This is a genomic window from Vibrio sp. A8-1 (assembly GCF_013048685.1).
GTDB lineage: Bacteria > Pseudomonadota > Gammaproteobacteria > Enterobacterales > Vibrionaceae > Vibrio > Vibrio metschnikovii.
On record NZ_VHTC01000006.1, the window covers coordinates 95722 to 109688 of the forward strand.

The following is a 13967-nucleotide window of genomic DNA, read 5'->3' on the forward strand; positions in this document are numbered from 1 at the left end:
TTACTCCATCATTTTTTCAATCGGTAACACAAGGATAGAACTGGCTCCCAAGGCTTTGAGCTGCTCCATCGTTTCCCAAAATAAGTTCTCCGAACTCACCAAATGCACTGCCACTTTGCTTTTATCTGCCGAGAGCGGTAGTACGGTCGGGTCTTCAGCACCGGGTAACAACGCAGTAATTTTGGAGAGCTGCTCAACCGGAGCATGTAACATGATGTATTTTGATTCTTTGGCTTGTTGCACGCCGTGCATGCGAGTCAGCAATTTATCAATCAATGCCGCTTTATCGGCCGTGAAATCGCCTGAACGTTGAATAAGCATGGCTTTGGATTGGAAGATCACTTCTACTTCTTTTAATCCGTTTGCCTCTAAAGTGGCTCCCGTTGAGACTAAATCGGCGATCGCATCAGCAAGACCTGCGCGAGGAGCGACCTCTACTGAGCCAGTTAACATACAGGTACTAAAATCGATTCCCTGTTCATCCATGTAGGCTTTGAGTAATTGCGGATAAGTCGTCGCGATCCGTTTACCTTTCAAGTCTTGCGGGCCAGTGTAGGTTTGATCTTTATCCATGGCGATCGACAGACGACATCCACCAAAGTCCATCCGACGGAGGCTGACAAATTGGCTTGGCTGATTCAGCGCGCGGCGATCTAAGCGAGTCTCTTCGAGGACATTTTCACCGACAAACCCTAAATCAACCACGCCATCCATGATCAATCCGGGAATATCGTCATCTCGAACGAGCAGGAGATCAATCGGCATATTCAGCGAGTGAACTACGAGTCGCTCGCCCATGATGTTGAATTTCACCCCACATTTTTTCAATAAATCTTGGCACTCTTGACTTAAGCGACCCTTCTTCTGGATAGCAATTCTTAGGCGTTGTGTTGGCATTCGTTCATTCCTTTGTTATTTATCGCGTTAAAATCAAACCGTAAAAAAACCCTTGGAAGAGTGCTCTCCCAAGGGTTTAAAATCTAAATATACTTTGATTTAACCACCGGGAGCATCCTGCCTCCCGGGTATGCGTACATCTCCCGAAAGACTGGCTAGGGATGATGATGGTGATGAATATTCATTACAAAATTACGCATACTGATTATCTTTCTATGGCTTAATTCGACTGTTTTCAACACTAACTAAGCTTGACCATATTTGCAACTGCAAATTGCAAATTTTTCTAATTTATCGTCAATGCTCGCGATTAACGAACCATTCTCGCTTTAGATAACCACGATAATATAAAACAAACGATGATAAACACCACGCTTGAAGCCGCCAGAGAAGCTAGGACCGAAGCCGTCATCCCTAACACCACAAAACCAATCGCAGAAATAAAGGCCACTGAAAGTGAATAAGGCAATTGGGTTGCAACGTGATCGATATGGTTACAACGTGCTCCTGTTGAAGAGAGAATGGTCGTATCTGAAATCGGTGAGCAATGGTCACCAAACACCGCTCCCGCCAATACCGCACTAAGCATCGGCAACATCAATGCAATGTCAGTCGCCGCAGCCATGTCTCCGGCAATCGGTAACATTATCCCAAAGGTCCCCCATGAGGTTCCGGTTGAAAACGCCATCACACCTGATAATAAAAAGAGCATCACTGGTAACCAGTGAGGATTAATATTGCCTTGCACCAATGAAGACAAATAAGCCCCGGTTTTCATGTCACCAATCACGGAACCAATCGTCCAAGCAAAGATAAGGATCAAGATCGCACCAAACATCGAACGAGCACCAATCCACATCGTCATCAATGTGTCTCGTAATGGCATTTTTTGTTTGAATACCGTTACTAATGCCGCCAATAATCCCGTAGAGCCACCATAAACTAATGAGGTGCCTACATCGGTATTTTCGAAGGCTCCGAGAATATTAAAAGCCATCCCCTCACCTGCTAAAGCTTGTCCACCGGTGTAGAGCATGGCACCAATAGTAGCGATAATCAGCAGCACAATCGGTAACACCAAATCCAACACTTTACCGTTTTCACTTTCCGGGATGTCTAACTCTTCATTTAATTGATGAGCAGCGGGACTATCATTGTCCTGATCGTTATCAAATCCTCGACCTTGCGACGCATTAATTTCATGACGACGCATCGGGCCAATATCCATTTGAAACCACACTACCGCAAATACCATAAGCAAGGCGAAGATAGCGTAAAAGTTCATTGGTACAAGGCGTAAATAAGCACCAAGCGGTGAATAATCAGTAATACCATGCGAGACGAGAATACCACCGATAATCGTCATGATGTATGCACCCCAGCTGGAAGCGGGCATCACGACACACATTGGCGCAGCCGTCGAATCTAAAATATAAGCCAGTTTGGCACGTGATACATAAAAACGATCCGTGACTGGTCTTGAAATAGAACCGACCGCTAAACTATTAAAATAGTCATCGACAAAAATAAATACACCAAGAAAAGCCGCTAATAATTTAGCTCCACGTTTGCTTTTTACGCGAACTTGCGCCCATTCGGCAAACGCACGAGTACCGCCAGATAACGTCAATAGCGCGGTCATCATGCCTAATAATAATAAAAAGCCAACAATACTCATATTCCAAGTATTGATACCACCATCAGCGATAAACACACTGAATACTTGACCACTGGTATAAGAAACCGCATCAGTGACGGAATAGTTAGCGAGCAGTAAAGCACCGATTAAAATACCAACGCCAAGAGACAACAACACTCGACGGGTAATAATTGCTAAGCCCAATGCAACCAAGGGTGGTAACAAAGACAAAGGCGAGGAAGCAAAATCAATTACATTCATGATCTTCAAAAACCAATAATAAATGGCAAGAGATCTACTGCAGACAAACTGGACGATATTGATCATCACAGCTTATGTTGAACTAAGCGAAAGGGAAGCGAACACTTCACCCAACCCTACAGTAGCGCTCCATAGTTTAACAACACAGTACCGAACGGTAGGTTGGTTATGTTCACCAAACGCGTACGGTACTTAGACTATGGCAGTGTTGTCCCTATTCGATAACAACCCCAGCAAGCCGTGTTGATCGACGACTTACTTCGGCGGTAAGGCCTTTCACTTGGATTCATTGGCATCACCCCAACCCTAGTTACTTTTCAATACCGCACCTCTACATCGAGAAATCCGCTTACTTAATCATCTTAAGTAATCCATGACTCCCGCATTAGGTCATCGCATTGTACTTATCATCCATCTCAATGCAACCTATAGTAAGGTTTAATTCTTTTTGATGCTCTACCGCTTGCCGTTACTGGTCAGTAACCCGTGAAATCATCGATTTTTATGGCAGCACTATTCTCGATTTAAAATTAATGATGGCATAAGCTGATAGCGACAGATGATTATGCAATGAATATCACTAAAAATAGTAAATAGACTTGAAAAAAACCTGTTTATGGTTAACGTTATGCTCAAATATGGTCATATTAACCGGCTATACTATAAGCCAATAATATTAATCTTCGGCTTGTTAATCTTTTTTTACTCAATATTCGTGTTATTATCATCATCCTAATATTGCTAGAACAAATAACTAGGTTTAATATTAAGCGGTAAACCATTTTATCTCACAGGAAACAGTAATGTCTGAACTAACTAAAACGCTATTAAATATTCGTAGCCTACGTGCATATGCTCGTGATTTGACTCTAGAACAGCTTGAAGAAGCGCTCGATAAATTAACGACCGTAGTACAAGAGCGTAAAGAACTTGAAGAACAAGAAAAAGCGGCAATGGCAGAACAAGAAGCTAAGCTCTCTGCGATTGCTGAACAAATAGCTAAAGAAGGTATTGATGTGAGCGCGTTAATTTCTGCGCTTGCTGGAGAAACCAAAACTAAAGCTAAGACGAAACAAGGTAAACGTGCACCACGTCCAGCTAAATATAAATACATGGACAATGGCGTTGAAAAAACATGGACAGGTCAAGGACGTACGCCTTTAGCCATTCAAAAAGCATTGGATGAAGGTAAATCATTAGAAGAGTTTGCTATCTAAACTCTTTTATTTCCTCTTTGTTAACTAACGGCTTGGTATTTATCTGCTGATAATCGCATTCATCAACCTTGGAGCCTAACTCTCGATTAGTGAGTATTTCGTTAACAAAAGGGAATTGATCTGTCATACAATAAAGGCTCCTACTAGGAGCCTTTATTATTCACTGCGGCAAATAATCTGCCGCTGTGTGTTTGTGTTTTTATCGTTCCCAGTAGGCTTCTTCTAAGCTATCTTCTCGCTCAGGCAAGCCACGAGATAAACGAGGTGAATGTTGTACTAATACCTCATAACTGACTCGATTAGAATATTTGCACACTTGAGAAAAAGAAGAGTATGTCAAAAATTGATATTGATGCTTACTTGAATTAGGTACATTTTCTTTATGGTACTTATTCGCCGCCATATCATGCAATAAAGCCGACAGTGCGGCATCACCTGCACCATTGGTATTTTTAATCTTTTCTGGTCCGCCCATATAAGGAGCGATATGCGAATAAACTCGGATAGGATTTTCGCAACCAAGACGACTGGTTGGGCGACTAAATTCATAACGATTAAATTCTGCAATTGAACCCGGTAATAAAGGTAGAGAGGTTTCACGTTTCGCTGAATCCTCGGTGTAACCGGCCATAAATAAACCCACAGGACCTGCTGTACAAAGTACTAAATCAACCCAATCTAACGCTTTATCAGAAGCGGCTAGTGGGTCTTGTTCTCCCGTTAAGGCTTGCGCTTCATCTTCATTCATCGCTAACACTGTGACGTGTTCACTTAAAAATCGCTGCCAAAACTCCGGGTCTTCCTGAATAACAAATTTAGTCCCGAGGGTTAATACTACAGGTACGTCGTATTTTTTTGCATACTCAATCGCTCTCATTGTCGCATCTGGCATCGGATCGCCCGCTTTACAACGTACTAAATAAGCCGTAATCACCAAAGCAGAAGCGGTACGGAAAATTTTCTCTGGAATATTATCTGGATTTAATTGGTTCATTTGACCTTCACTGATCGCAAAGGTTCGTTCACCATCCTCGGTGATTAAGGCAAAACAACGGCCAATCGCACCGTCGACACCTTGTAAATAATTAAGATCAACGCGACTAGAAGTATTACAAAGATAACGATAGCCATAGCTACCAATCTTAATATCTTGGCTCATTACCCCTAATAAGGTAGAGCGATCATCTGCCAGTACCGAATAGTTATGTAGTGTATTACCGATCGTCCCACCAGCATATTCACTACTAATTAATTGATTGCTTTTTAATTCCTGATAAAGCGCTTCTGCCGCCTCGTCATTGATCACTAAAGAGTGGCCTTTACTTAGTCCATAACGCTCAATCAGCTCAGAATCCACTTTCGCTTCAATGTCGACCAAAGTTTGATCAATTCCAATAATGTGTGTACGGGACATTTTTTTATTTTCTTGCGCTTGGATAACCAGTGGATCGCGAGCATGGACAGGAAAATAATGTTTAGATTTACGTTGGCCAGGAAATTTCATAGCGTCAATTCGGCTTGGGAATAAAAAGATGGGCGATTCTAACTCGCTCTCCACTAAAACAGCAACTAACAGAAACAAGGCAAACGTTTTCGTTGTGGTTTTTATTTTTGTCTGTGTTGACTTATGCACCTTTGCGAATCTTTGCTTCGCACTTTGTCTCAGCGCTCACCTGATGCACCCGCCATCATGACAAAATGGTCGCAAATAGCTCAGATAATCAGCAAGGGAAGTGTGATTGCGGTCGCGGATCTGTCCTCGAAAAATTCTTTCTGTTAGAATCTGAACCCAAGTTAATTAAGTGGTATTACGTTATGTCAGATAACCGCAGTGCAAACAGCCAAAAGAAAGTGATTGTTGGCATGTCAGGTGGCGTGGATTCCTCCGTTTCAGCCTATCTTTTACAACAACAAGGCTATCAAGTCGAAGGCTTGTTTATGAAGAATTGGGAGGAAGATGATAACGAGGAGTACTGTACTGCCGCTGAAGATTTAGCGGATGCTCAAGCGGTCTGTGACAAGCTAGGCATTTATCTGCATACCATTAATTTTGCTGCAGAATATTGGGATAATGTCTTTGAGTATTTCTTAGCTGAGTACAAAGCTGGCAGAACGCCTAATCCGGATATCCTCTGTAATAAAGAAATTAAATTCAAAGCCTTTCTTGAGTTTGCGGATGAAGTCCTCGACGCTGATTATATCGCTATGGGTCATTATGTACGCCGTACTTTCCCAACTCAAGGTGAAAAGCCACAAATGCTGCGTGGTTTAGACAGTAATAAAGACCAAAGTTACTTTTTATACACCCTGAGTCACGAACAAGTAGCAAGAAGTTTATTCCCTGTCGGGGAACTAGAAAAACCTGAAGTTCGTCGTATTGCTGAAGAGCAAGGTCTCATTACCGCCAAGAAGAAAGATTCCACAGGAATCTGTTTTATTGGTGAGCGCAAATTTACCGACTTCTTATCTCGCTATTTACCTGCACAACCGGGTAAAATTGAAACGCCGGAAGGCAAAGTGATTGGTGAACACCAAGGACTGATGTATCACACCCTAGGACAGCGTAAAGGCTTACATATTGGTGGTTTGAAAGACGGCAGTGAGCAACCTTGGTATGTGGCAGAAAAGGATTTACAACGTAATGTTTTGATTGCCGTGCAAGGCGCGGATCATCCGTTGTTAAAATCTCAGGGGTTAATGGCTTCTCAGCTACATTGGGTTTCTCGTCAAGCCATCACCGAGCCAACACGCTGCACGGTCAAAACTCGTTATCGTCAAACGGATATAGCTTGCACTATTATTCCGCTTGATGAACAAAACATCAAAGTGATGTTCGATGAACCACAAATTGCGGTTACCCCAGGACAATCTGCCGTTTTCTATCAAGGCGAAGTCTGCCTCGGTGGTGGGATTATTGAACAGCGCATTTCTTAGTTAACTGTAGGAGTATTTACGTGGCTAACACCAACTACGACCGTACTATCGCCTTTGCTGGAATGTGCCAAGCCGTGGCTTTGGTTCAACAAGTGGCAAAAAACGGTCACTGTGATTCAGACGCGTTTGCAACCTCACTCCAAGCCATCGTCAACCTTAATCCCAATAATACCGTGGATGTTTTCGGTAATGAGGCCAATTTAAAAGTTGGCCTTCAATGTCTAGTGAATGGGATTGATAGCACGCCATCAGGAGGTGAGGTGACTCGTTATCTGATTAGTTTGATGGCTTTAGAACGTAAATTACATACGCGACGCGATGCCATGGCTCAACTTGGCGACCGTTTGCAGATGTTAGAGCGTCAAGTAGAACATTTTGATCTGCTTGATGACACCATGATCAGTAATCTTGCTAGTGTTTATCTTGATGTGATCAGTCCTATTGGTCCTCGCATTCAAGTAACGGGCACTCCAACGGTATTGCAACAAACCGCGAATCAACAAAAAGTACGTGCTTTGCTACTTTCCGGTATCCGCTGCGCTGTGCTTTGGCGTCAAGTCGGTGGTAAACGCCGCCATTTGATTTTTGGTCGTAAAAAGATGATCGAACAAGCTCAGATCTTGTTAGCAAGACTATAACGCTTGGCTTAACTCTTATTCACCTTCATTTTTAACTCACACTCCAGGAGAATAACATGGAACTGTCAGCATTGACTGCTGTTTCACCGGTAGATGGCCGATACGGAAGTAAAACGATTGCGTTGCGCAGTATCTTCAGTGAATATGGTCTCCTCAAGTACCGTACTATCGTTGAAATACGCTGGCTACAGAAGCTGGCTGCCACAGCAGAAATTAAAGAAGTCCCTGCGTTTAGCCAAGCAGCCAATCAATTCCTTGACCAACTTGCTGAAAACTTTAGCGAACAAGATGCGCAACGTATCAAAGATATTGAACGGACCACCAATCACGATGTGAAAGCGGTAGAGTACTTCTTGAAAGAGAAAGTCGCGACAGTTCCAGAACTTCACGCCGTTAACGAATTTATCCACTTTGCTTGCACCTCTGAAGACATCAATAATACTTCGCATGCGTTGATGCTTAAAGAAGCGCGTGATACGGTCATTCTTCCGGATATTCGTCGTATTATTGATGCTATTCGTCAATTAGCTGAAGAGTATCGTGATATCCCCCTCCTTTCTCGCACCCATGGTCAACCAGCATCGCCTTCTACCATGGGCAAAGAGATGGCTAATGTCGCTTATCGCATGGAGCGCCAATATAAGCAAATCGCTAATATTGAAATTTTAGCCAAGATTAACGGTGCTGTCGGTAACTACAATGCGCATCTTTCTGCTTACCCTGAAATTGATTGGCATAAATTCAGTGAAGAATTTGTCTGTGCGTCGTTAGGCGTCAATTGGAACCCTTACACAACGCAGATTGAGCCACACGATTATATTGCCGAGCTCTTTGACGCTATTGCCCGTTTTAATACTATCCTCATCGACTTTGATCGTGATATCTGGGGATACATTGCTCTTGGTCACTTTAAGCAAAAAACTGTTGCGGGTGAAATTGGCTCTTCAACCATGCCTCATAAAGTCAACCCCATCGACTTTGAAAACTCGGAAGGTAATTTAGGCTTAGCTAACGCCATCTTTACCCATCTTGCGCAAAAATTGCCGATTTCACGCTGGCAACGCGATCTGACCGATTCTACCGTATTGCGTAATCTTGGAGTCGGTGTGGGTTATGCGATCATTGCTTATGCTTCAACCCTAAAAGGCATCAGCAAACTGGAAGTCAATCGTGACGCGCTTTTGGCTGAACTTGACAAAAACTGGGAAGTATTGGCAGAACCTATTCAAACCGTGATGCGCCGCTACGGTATTGATCAACCATACGAAAAACTAAAAGAGTTAACCCGAGGTAAACGTGTTGACGGCGAAGCCATGCGCCAGTTTATTGATGGCTTAGCACTGCCTGATGCAGAGAAGGCTCGTCTTAAACAGATGACACCAGCGAGCTATATTGGTTATGCGATTGAGCTAACGGATCAACTCTAAGTGGTGAACTGATTAGACTAAAAAGGACTTCACATTGAAGTCCTTTTTTTTGTTGATGCACCCCGTTACTGCTTTTGGAAAAATAGGGTGATTTTACCGACTTCAATGCCAAATTTCTTAATTTTGGTGAGGTTAAACATGTGACGATCATCTTGTCGATACATCCAATCATCAAACAACACTTCAATATCACGGCTCTCGGTGCTCAATAAAAATGAGTAACGCCAGTGCAATGCATTACCGACTTCTTTACCTTGAGCTTGACCAATAATATCATCAGCTTTACCGCGATATTCACCCTCTCCGGTGCGAGTGATCACCCAAATACGTTGACTCTCCTCACCATCATCGAAAATAAAGTCTTCAACCAGAGTCAGTACATCCCCCTCTACCGAGCCTTCGATCAAAACTTCAAAACGTCGTGTTTGTTTATCGGTATAATCTTGCACCATCCCCCAAGCGTGGGTTGTGCCTGTAAAATAGTTGAACAGATCAAACTTTGGCTCTACATCCTGATAATCATTGATCTCTGTTGAACAGCCGACCAACACCAGTGCAACACTTAACCAAAGAGCTTGCCAATACTTTTTCATCCGCGCTTTCCTACCAGTTGATTTCTTAATCTAGGGTAATCACTCCGTGGTGATAACCAAATGGCCAAAAATGCCTCATTCATTTGGGGGTCAATCACCTCGCCACGAACGTGTTTATCTGTTGGTGTTGGAAAATACCACAACTGTCCATGCTGACCGTCCGAGAGATAAACGAGGCGCTGATCTTTTTCTACCGTTGGAAATAGGTGACTTAACTGGGCCATCCATGACTCAATGTTTGCCGCAGAGTAACCGAGTTTTTGCCACTGCTTTTCGGTGGCCTCCAATAGCTGTTCACGACGAATCGCACGTAGGTAATGGATCTCTAAAGCCAAAGGATGAGTCGCCACCTCTTGACCGGGCTGCTTCTGGTATTGACCATCGGGAGAACGTAGCTGGGAGTGATAAACATCCCAAAATAACCACGATAGCGTAGCCTGTCCAACCACTGGCCAATCACGCCACACCTCCTGCCTTTCTCCTTGTGGTTTATCCGCTTCTGCTCTCAGCGAAATAGACAACATCATGACGACCAAGAGCGAAATACGAATACCCCATTTATACACGCTGAGCGTTCCTTGCATGACTAAACACCTTTAATAAGCACCATGTGAGCCCTGCCCATTGGACAAATAAAATGCCCATTACGGTCAGAACCGTCCATTGAAAATCCACTGCCGCAAATCGATAACCGGCCCAATAACTGACAGCGCCACCCAAGCCACCTAAAATGATAATCCAACGTGGCGAGTGGTGTTGAATCGCAGGGATAAGCAACCGAGCGTACCATGCAAAACCACACCATAAGATAACCAACCAAAATGGAATAGGATGCTCCGTAGGAAAAACAAACAGGCCGATGGCACCATTGATGATATCCAATAGCACTCCCGCTCCGGCCAACAGCATTACTGGGAAAAGTGAGGTTAACTGAGTGTATGCCATACTAAGCCAAGCGATGATGACCAACACTAAAGTCAACCATTGCCAGTCGGTCTGGCCCCAGACAGCAGACCACCAAATAACTTCAAACAGTAATGAAGGCAGCAGTAGTTTGCGCATTAAGCACCTTTCTGGAAGGTCATATGAATCGTACTGATCGTCCGAGCCTGAAAACCACCTTCGCAATAGCACAAATAATAACGCCACATACGAATAAATCGTTCATCGTAGCCTAACCGTTGCACCTCTGGTAACGCCGCTTCAAAACGCAAACGCCAATCGGCTAAGGTATGCGCATAATCTAACCCAATATCAAAAACATTGCGCACCACCAAATTGCTAAACCGAGTTGCCATTTGAGTTAAGGCAGTAATCGAGGGTAAAAAACCACCAGGAAAGATGTATTTTTGAATAAAATCAACATTATTACTGTAATAGTCATAACGTTGATCGGTAATCGTGATCGCTTGAATCGCCAATAAGCCTTGTGGCTTCAATAATTGATTACACTGTTGGATATAAGATTTTAAGTAAGCTTTACCAACCGCTTCAATCATCTCAATAGAGACTAATTTATCAAACTGTCCCGTGAGCTGACGATAATCTTGTTTTAATAAGGTAATTTGGTCCGTTAAACCCAGCGACTCAACTAATGCCTGTGTGTAGGCAAACTGCTCTTCAGAAATGGTCGTGGTGGTCACTTTACAACCATAAGTTTGTGCCATGTAAATCGCCATCGCTCCCCAGCCTGTCCCGATCTCTAACACATGATCGCTGGCTTGCAATTGCAACTGCTGACACAAACGCTCCATTTTATTCAGTTGTGCTTGCTCTAAACTGTCAGTACTGTTTAGATAAAGTGCGCTAGAGTACAGCATTCTTTTATCTAAAAAGGTTTGGTACAGATCGTTACCAAGATCATAATGCGCTTCAATATTTTGCTTAGCTTGACCAAGGGAATTACGCTTTAACCAGTGCCCCATTTGATTGAGCCAGCGCATCACAATACTACTTTGCGCTTCCAGCTTATCGAGCGCGGCTAAATTTCGCGCCATTAATTCCATCACTGCGGTTAAATCGGGGCTATCCCACCAGCCATCCATGTAGGCTTCTGCGGCGGCGATACTGCCACCTTTGAGTAAACGAGCATAGAAATGAGGATGTTTAACCTCTACCGTCGCGTGGATCTGCCCCTCTTGGGCTGGACCAAACTGTTCAATACCCACTTCATTGAACGATTCTTTGATGGTTAAACAGCCAATTTGCATTAGGTTGAGAGACTTGAATACCATTGCCCGCGCCCCTTTTTGTAACACAGTTAGCGTCTTGGGCATATCCAAAGAAGAAGAGTGTGACATTAGCGTTTCTCCTTATTATTTTTGTTTACTGACGATGAATCTGGATGAGCATAAAAAGGTGCTCCTTTTATCCATAACTTCAACGCATGCCAATAGATTCCCACCATCACTTTAATTGTCATGATTGGCGTTTTCATTAATAGCTTAAGTAATTGAGCAGACGTAAAAGGCCGCGCTTTTAAGGTCAGCGTCGCATCGAATTCTTTATGCTGACGATGACACTCTAAATGCACCATTAAGCCTTGATTGAGCGGCTTTAGCTTCCAAACATACTGCTGATCAATTGGGTTAAATGGTGAAACATGGAAGGCTTTATCATGTTGCCAATGCTGATTATCCACCCCCGCCTCTGCCGGTAACGCATAGTAGTGACGCTCATTCCATGGCGTATTACTGACCTCTGCCAATAAATAACGCCATTCTCCTTGATGGTCATATAAGTAATAAAAATTGACTGGACTAAAATAGAGACCGAGGTAACGTAAATGGACCACTGCCAATACTTTACCTTCGATACGCTCACCAGTGAGTTCATGAACTTTATCTTGCACCGCAGCTTTCAAATCACCTTGACCAAGATAATCTTGACGACGAAAACGTGCCCAATGCCACCATTTCTCACCCAACCCCCACACGTTTTGCTGAAGCTCAGACCACTGATCGAGGTCAATCGCAGGCATAAAGAGTGGGTAGGTCAAATCATGCGCCACTGGCGATAAACGCCGATGACGCACATGTCCAACCATTAAGGCACTGCTTACCGCGTTATCTTGACTGTGCATTACGCAGCCCCTTGCTGAGCCGTATTGGTCTGCGCGCTAAGGCGGGTTACAACATCTAATGCACTTTTAACACCATCTTCATGAAAACCGTTATGCCAGTAGGCACCACAGAACCAGGTGTGATTAACCCCACTGATCTCTGCTTTGCGTTGCTGGGCAGCAATCGCGGCACGGTTAAATACCGGATGATGATACGTAAATTTACGCAGCACTTTATTGGGATTAATACTTTCGCTGCTGTTTAAGGTGACACAGAACGTTTCTGAGCTATCAATATGCTGCAATATATTCATATTGTAAGTTAAAGCCGGCAAACGGGTCTCTTGATCCACGTCCCCTGCCAAGCGATAGTTCCACGATGCCCAAGCCGCTTTTCGCTTTGGTAATAAGCTGGTATCCGTGTGTAAAATCACTTCATTGGCTTGATAACCCATCGCGCCGAGTAATTCACGCTCAAGATGATTAGCATCCGATAATAAAGCCAAGGCTTGATCGCTGTGACAAGCAAAAATCACCTCATCAAAGTGTTCAATTTTGCCATGCACTTGCAGTTCAATACCTTGTCCGCTCCGTCGCAACCACTCAACAGGAGCATTGAGACGAATCTTATCGCGAAATCCTTGGGTTAACGGTTCAATATACGCTCGAGAGCCCCCTTCAATCACATACCACTGAGGACGATGAGTAATATCTAATAAGCCATGATTGAGGAAAAAACGCAGAAAAAACGTCAAAGGAAAAGCACGCATATCGGCCAATGAAGAGGACCATATCGCCGCTCCCATCGGTAAAATATAATTCTCACAAAAATAATCAGAGAATTGATGATGATGCAAAAATTCTCCGAGAGTTTGAACACTATGCTCTGCATCAGCCGCCGCGGCTTTAGCGAGTTGATTGAAGCGTAATATTTCGCGGATAAAACGATAAAAACTTGGCTTAAACCAATTACGCTTCTGAGCAAACAACGTCGTGATGGTATGGCCATTATACTCAAGGCCATTGGCATCATTACGTACACTAAAACTCATTTGTGTTGCGACGCCACGTACGCCAATCTCATTCATCATTTTGATAAAGTTTGGATACGTGCGATCGTTGTACACGATAAACCCCGTATCAATCGCATAAGACTGGCCGTTCAGTTCAACATCTACTGTGGCGGTATGCCCACCAATATAATCATTCGCTTCAAAAATCGTTACATCATGCTGTTGATGCAAGTAATGCCCACAAGTGAGCCCTGATATACCACTTCCAATAATGGCAATTTTCATTG

At 43.6% G+C, this 13967-nt stretch carries 13 protein-coding genes, 1 riboswitch and 1 other annotated feature; of the genes, 4 read left to right on the forward strand and 9 right to left on the reverse strand.

The features are described from left to right. Positions 1-897, reverse strand: coding sequence for an ATP phosphoribosyltransferase (hisG, locus tag FKN93_RS04970; protein WP_154167907.1), 897 nt, complete (start codon positions 895-897; stop codon positions 1-3). A 40-nt stretch (positions 898-937) separates the two neighbouring features. Next, positions 938-1074 (reverse strand) — a sequence feature (His leader region). Between the two features lie 133 nt (positions 1075-1207). Continuing rightward, positions 1208-2797 carry a Na+/H+ antiporter NhaC family protein gene (locus FKN93_RS04975; RefSeq protein ID WP_158138558.1) on the reverse strand — a complete coding sequence of 530 codons (1590 nt, stop codon included), beginning with the start codon at positions 2795-2797 and terminating at the stop codon, positions 1208-1210. 114 nt (positions 2798-2911) lie between these two features. Then, positions 2912-3139: riboswitch (Lysine riboswitch) on the reverse strand. A gap of 461 nt (positions 3140-3600) precedes the next feature. Here FKN93_RS04975 and FKN93_RS04980 point away from each other — a divergent pair. Beyond that, entirely contained in the window at positions 3601-4014 is a 414-nt protein-coding gene (locus FKN93_RS04980; RefSeq protein WP_004395065.1) for an H-NS family nucleoid-associated regulatory protein, read from the forward strand. A gap of 199 nt (positions 4015-4213) precedes the next feature. Here the strand turns inward: FKN93_RS04980 and FKN93_RS04985 are convergent, their stop codons facing one another. Next, the gene (locus tag FKN93_RS04985; RefSeq protein ID WP_170904604.1) at positions 4214-5518 is read right to left on the reverse strand and encodes an inosine/guanosine kinase; all 1305 of its coding nucleotides are present in this window, start codon (positions 5516-5518) and stop codon (positions 4214-4216) included. Between the two features lie 311 nt (positions 5519-5829). Between FKN93_RS04985 and mnmA the strand changes: the two genes are divergently transcribed. Genes mnmA through purB form a run of 3 tightly spaced genes read left to right on the forward strand, consistent with a single transcriptional unit; the run spans position 5830 to position 9013 of the window. Next, positions 5830-6948: a tRNA 2-thiouridine(34) synthase MnmA gene (gene mnmA / locus FKN93_RS04990; protein WP_154167903.1), complete on the forward strand. Its 1119-nt coding sequence runs from the start codon at positions 5830-5832 to the stop codon at positions 6946-6948. 20 nt (positions 6949-6968) lie between these two features. Further along, a complete protein-coding gene (hflD, locus tag FKN93_RS04995; RefSeq protein ID WP_004395062.1) occupies positions 6969-7586 on the forward strand; it encodes a high frequency lysogenization protein HflD in 618 nt (205 codons plus the stop codon). Between the two features lie 56 nt (positions 7587-7642). Continuing rightward, positions 7643-9013 (forward strand): adenylosuccinate lyase, encoded by a 1371-nt coding sequence (gene purB, locus FKN93_RS05000; protein ID WP_170904605.1) that lies wholly within the window; start codon positions 7643-7645, stop codon positions 9011-9013. A gap of 65 nt (positions 9014-9078) precedes the next feature. Here purB and FKN93_RS05005 read toward each other — a convergent pair whose 3' ends face one another. Genes FKN93_RS05005 through FKN93_RS05030 form a run of 6 tightly spaced genes read right to left on the reverse strand, consistent with a single transcriptional unit; the run spans position 9079 to position 13965 of the window. Then, positions 9079-9606 carry a DUF3833 domain-containing protein gene (locus tag FKN93_RS05005; RefSeq protein ID WP_170904606.1) on the reverse strand — a complete coding sequence of 176 codons (528 nt, stop codon included), beginning with the start codon at positions 9604-9606 and terminating at the stop codon, positions 9079-9081. Then, a complete protein-coding gene (locus FKN93_RS05010; RefSeq protein ID WP_249374151.1) occupies positions 9603-10190 on the reverse strand; it encodes a hypothetical protein in 588 nt (195 codons plus the stop codon). The genes FKN93_RS05005 and FKN93_RS05010 overlap by 4 nt, the downstream gene beginning before the upstream one ends. Continuing rightward, positions 10165-10668 (reverse strand): DUF2878 domain-containing protein, encoded by a 504-nt coding sequence (locus FKN93_RS05015; RefSeq protein WP_154167899.1) that lies wholly within the window; start codon positions 10666-10668, stop codon positions 10165-10167. The genes FKN93_RS05010 and FKN93_RS05015 overlap by 26 nt, the downstream gene beginning before the upstream one ends. Next, positions 10668-11906, reverse strand: a complete 1239-nt coding sequence (locus tag FKN93_RS05020) for a cyclopropane-fatty-acyl-phospholipid synthase family protein (RefSeq protein ID WP_170904607.1) — start codon at positions 11904-11906, stop codon at positions 10668-10670. The genes FKN93_RS05015 and FKN93_RS05020 overlap by 1 nt, the downstream gene beginning before the upstream one ends. Continuing rightward, on the reverse strand, positions 11906-12688 hold the full coding sequence (locus FKN93_RS05025; RefSeq protein WP_170904608.1) for a DUF1365 family protein: 783 nt from the start codon (positions 12686-12688) through the stop codon (positions 11906-11908). Before FKN93_RS05025 ends, FKN93_RS05020 begins: the two co-directional genes overlap by 1 nt. Beyond that, on the reverse strand, positions 12688-13965 hold the full coding sequence (locus FKN93_RS05030) for an NAD(P)/FAD-dependent oxidoreductase (protein ID WP_170904609.1): 1278 nt from the start codon (positions 13963-13965) through the stop codon (positions 12688-12690). Before FKN93_RS05030 ends, FKN93_RS05025 begins: the two co-directional genes overlap by 1 nt. Positions 13966-13967 lie beyond the last annotated feature (2 nt).

What these genes read in the sequence shown, in the direction of transcription:
- FKN93_RS05015 (WP_154167899.1), bottom strand. Translation starts at nt 10,668, where the DNA reads ATGCGCAAACTACTGCTGCCTTCATTACTGTTTGAAGTTATTTGGTGG.
- FKN93_RS05010 (WP_249374151.1), bottom strand. Translation starts at nt 10,190, where the DNA reads ATGCAAGGAACGCTCAGCGTGTATAAATGGGGTATTCGTATTTCGCTC.
- FKN93_RS04980 (WP_004395065.1), top strand. Translation starts at nt 3,601, where the DNA reads ATGTCTGAACTAACTAAAACGCTATTAAATATTCGTAGCCTACGTGCA.
- FKN93_RS05025 (WP_170904608.1), bottom strand. Translation starts at nt 12,688, where the DNA reads ATGCACAGTCAAGATAACGCGGTAAGCAGTGCCTTAATGGTTGGACAT.
- FKN93_RS05005 (WP_170904606.1), bottom strand. Translation starts at nt 9,606, where the DNA reads ATGAAAAAGTATTGGCAAGCTCTTTGGTTAAGTGTTGCACTGGTGTTG.
- hisG (WP_154167907.1), bottom strand. Translation starts at nt 897, where the DNA reads ATGCCAACACAACGCCTAAGAATTGCTATCCAGAAGAAGGGTCGCTTA.
- FKN93_RS05020 (WP_170904607.1), bottom strand. Translation starts at nt 11,906, where the DNA reads ATGTCACACTCTTCTTCTTTGGATATGCCCAAGACGCTAACTGTGTTA.
- FKN93_RS05030 (WP_170904609.1), bottom strand. Translation starts at nt 13,965, where the DNA reads ATGAAAATTGCCATTATTGGAAGTGGTATATCAGGGCTCACTTGTGGG.
- purB (WP_170904605.1), top strand. Translation starts at nt 7,643, where the DNA reads ATGGAACTGTCAGCATTGACTGCTGTTTCACCGGTAGATGGCCGATAC.
- FKN93_RS04975 (WP_158138558.1), bottom strand. Translation starts at nt 2,797, where the DNA reads ATGAATGTAATTGATTTTGCTTCCTCGCCTTTGTCTTTGTTACCACCC.
- FKN93_RS04985 (WP_170904604.1), bottom strand. Translation starts at nt 5,518, where the DNA reads ATGAAATTTCCTGGCCAACGTAAATCTAAACATTATTTTCCTGTCCAT.
- mnmA (WP_154167903.1), top strand. Translation starts at nt 5,830, where the DNA reads ATGTCAGATAACCGCAGTGCAAACAGCCAAAAGAAAGTGATTGTTGGC.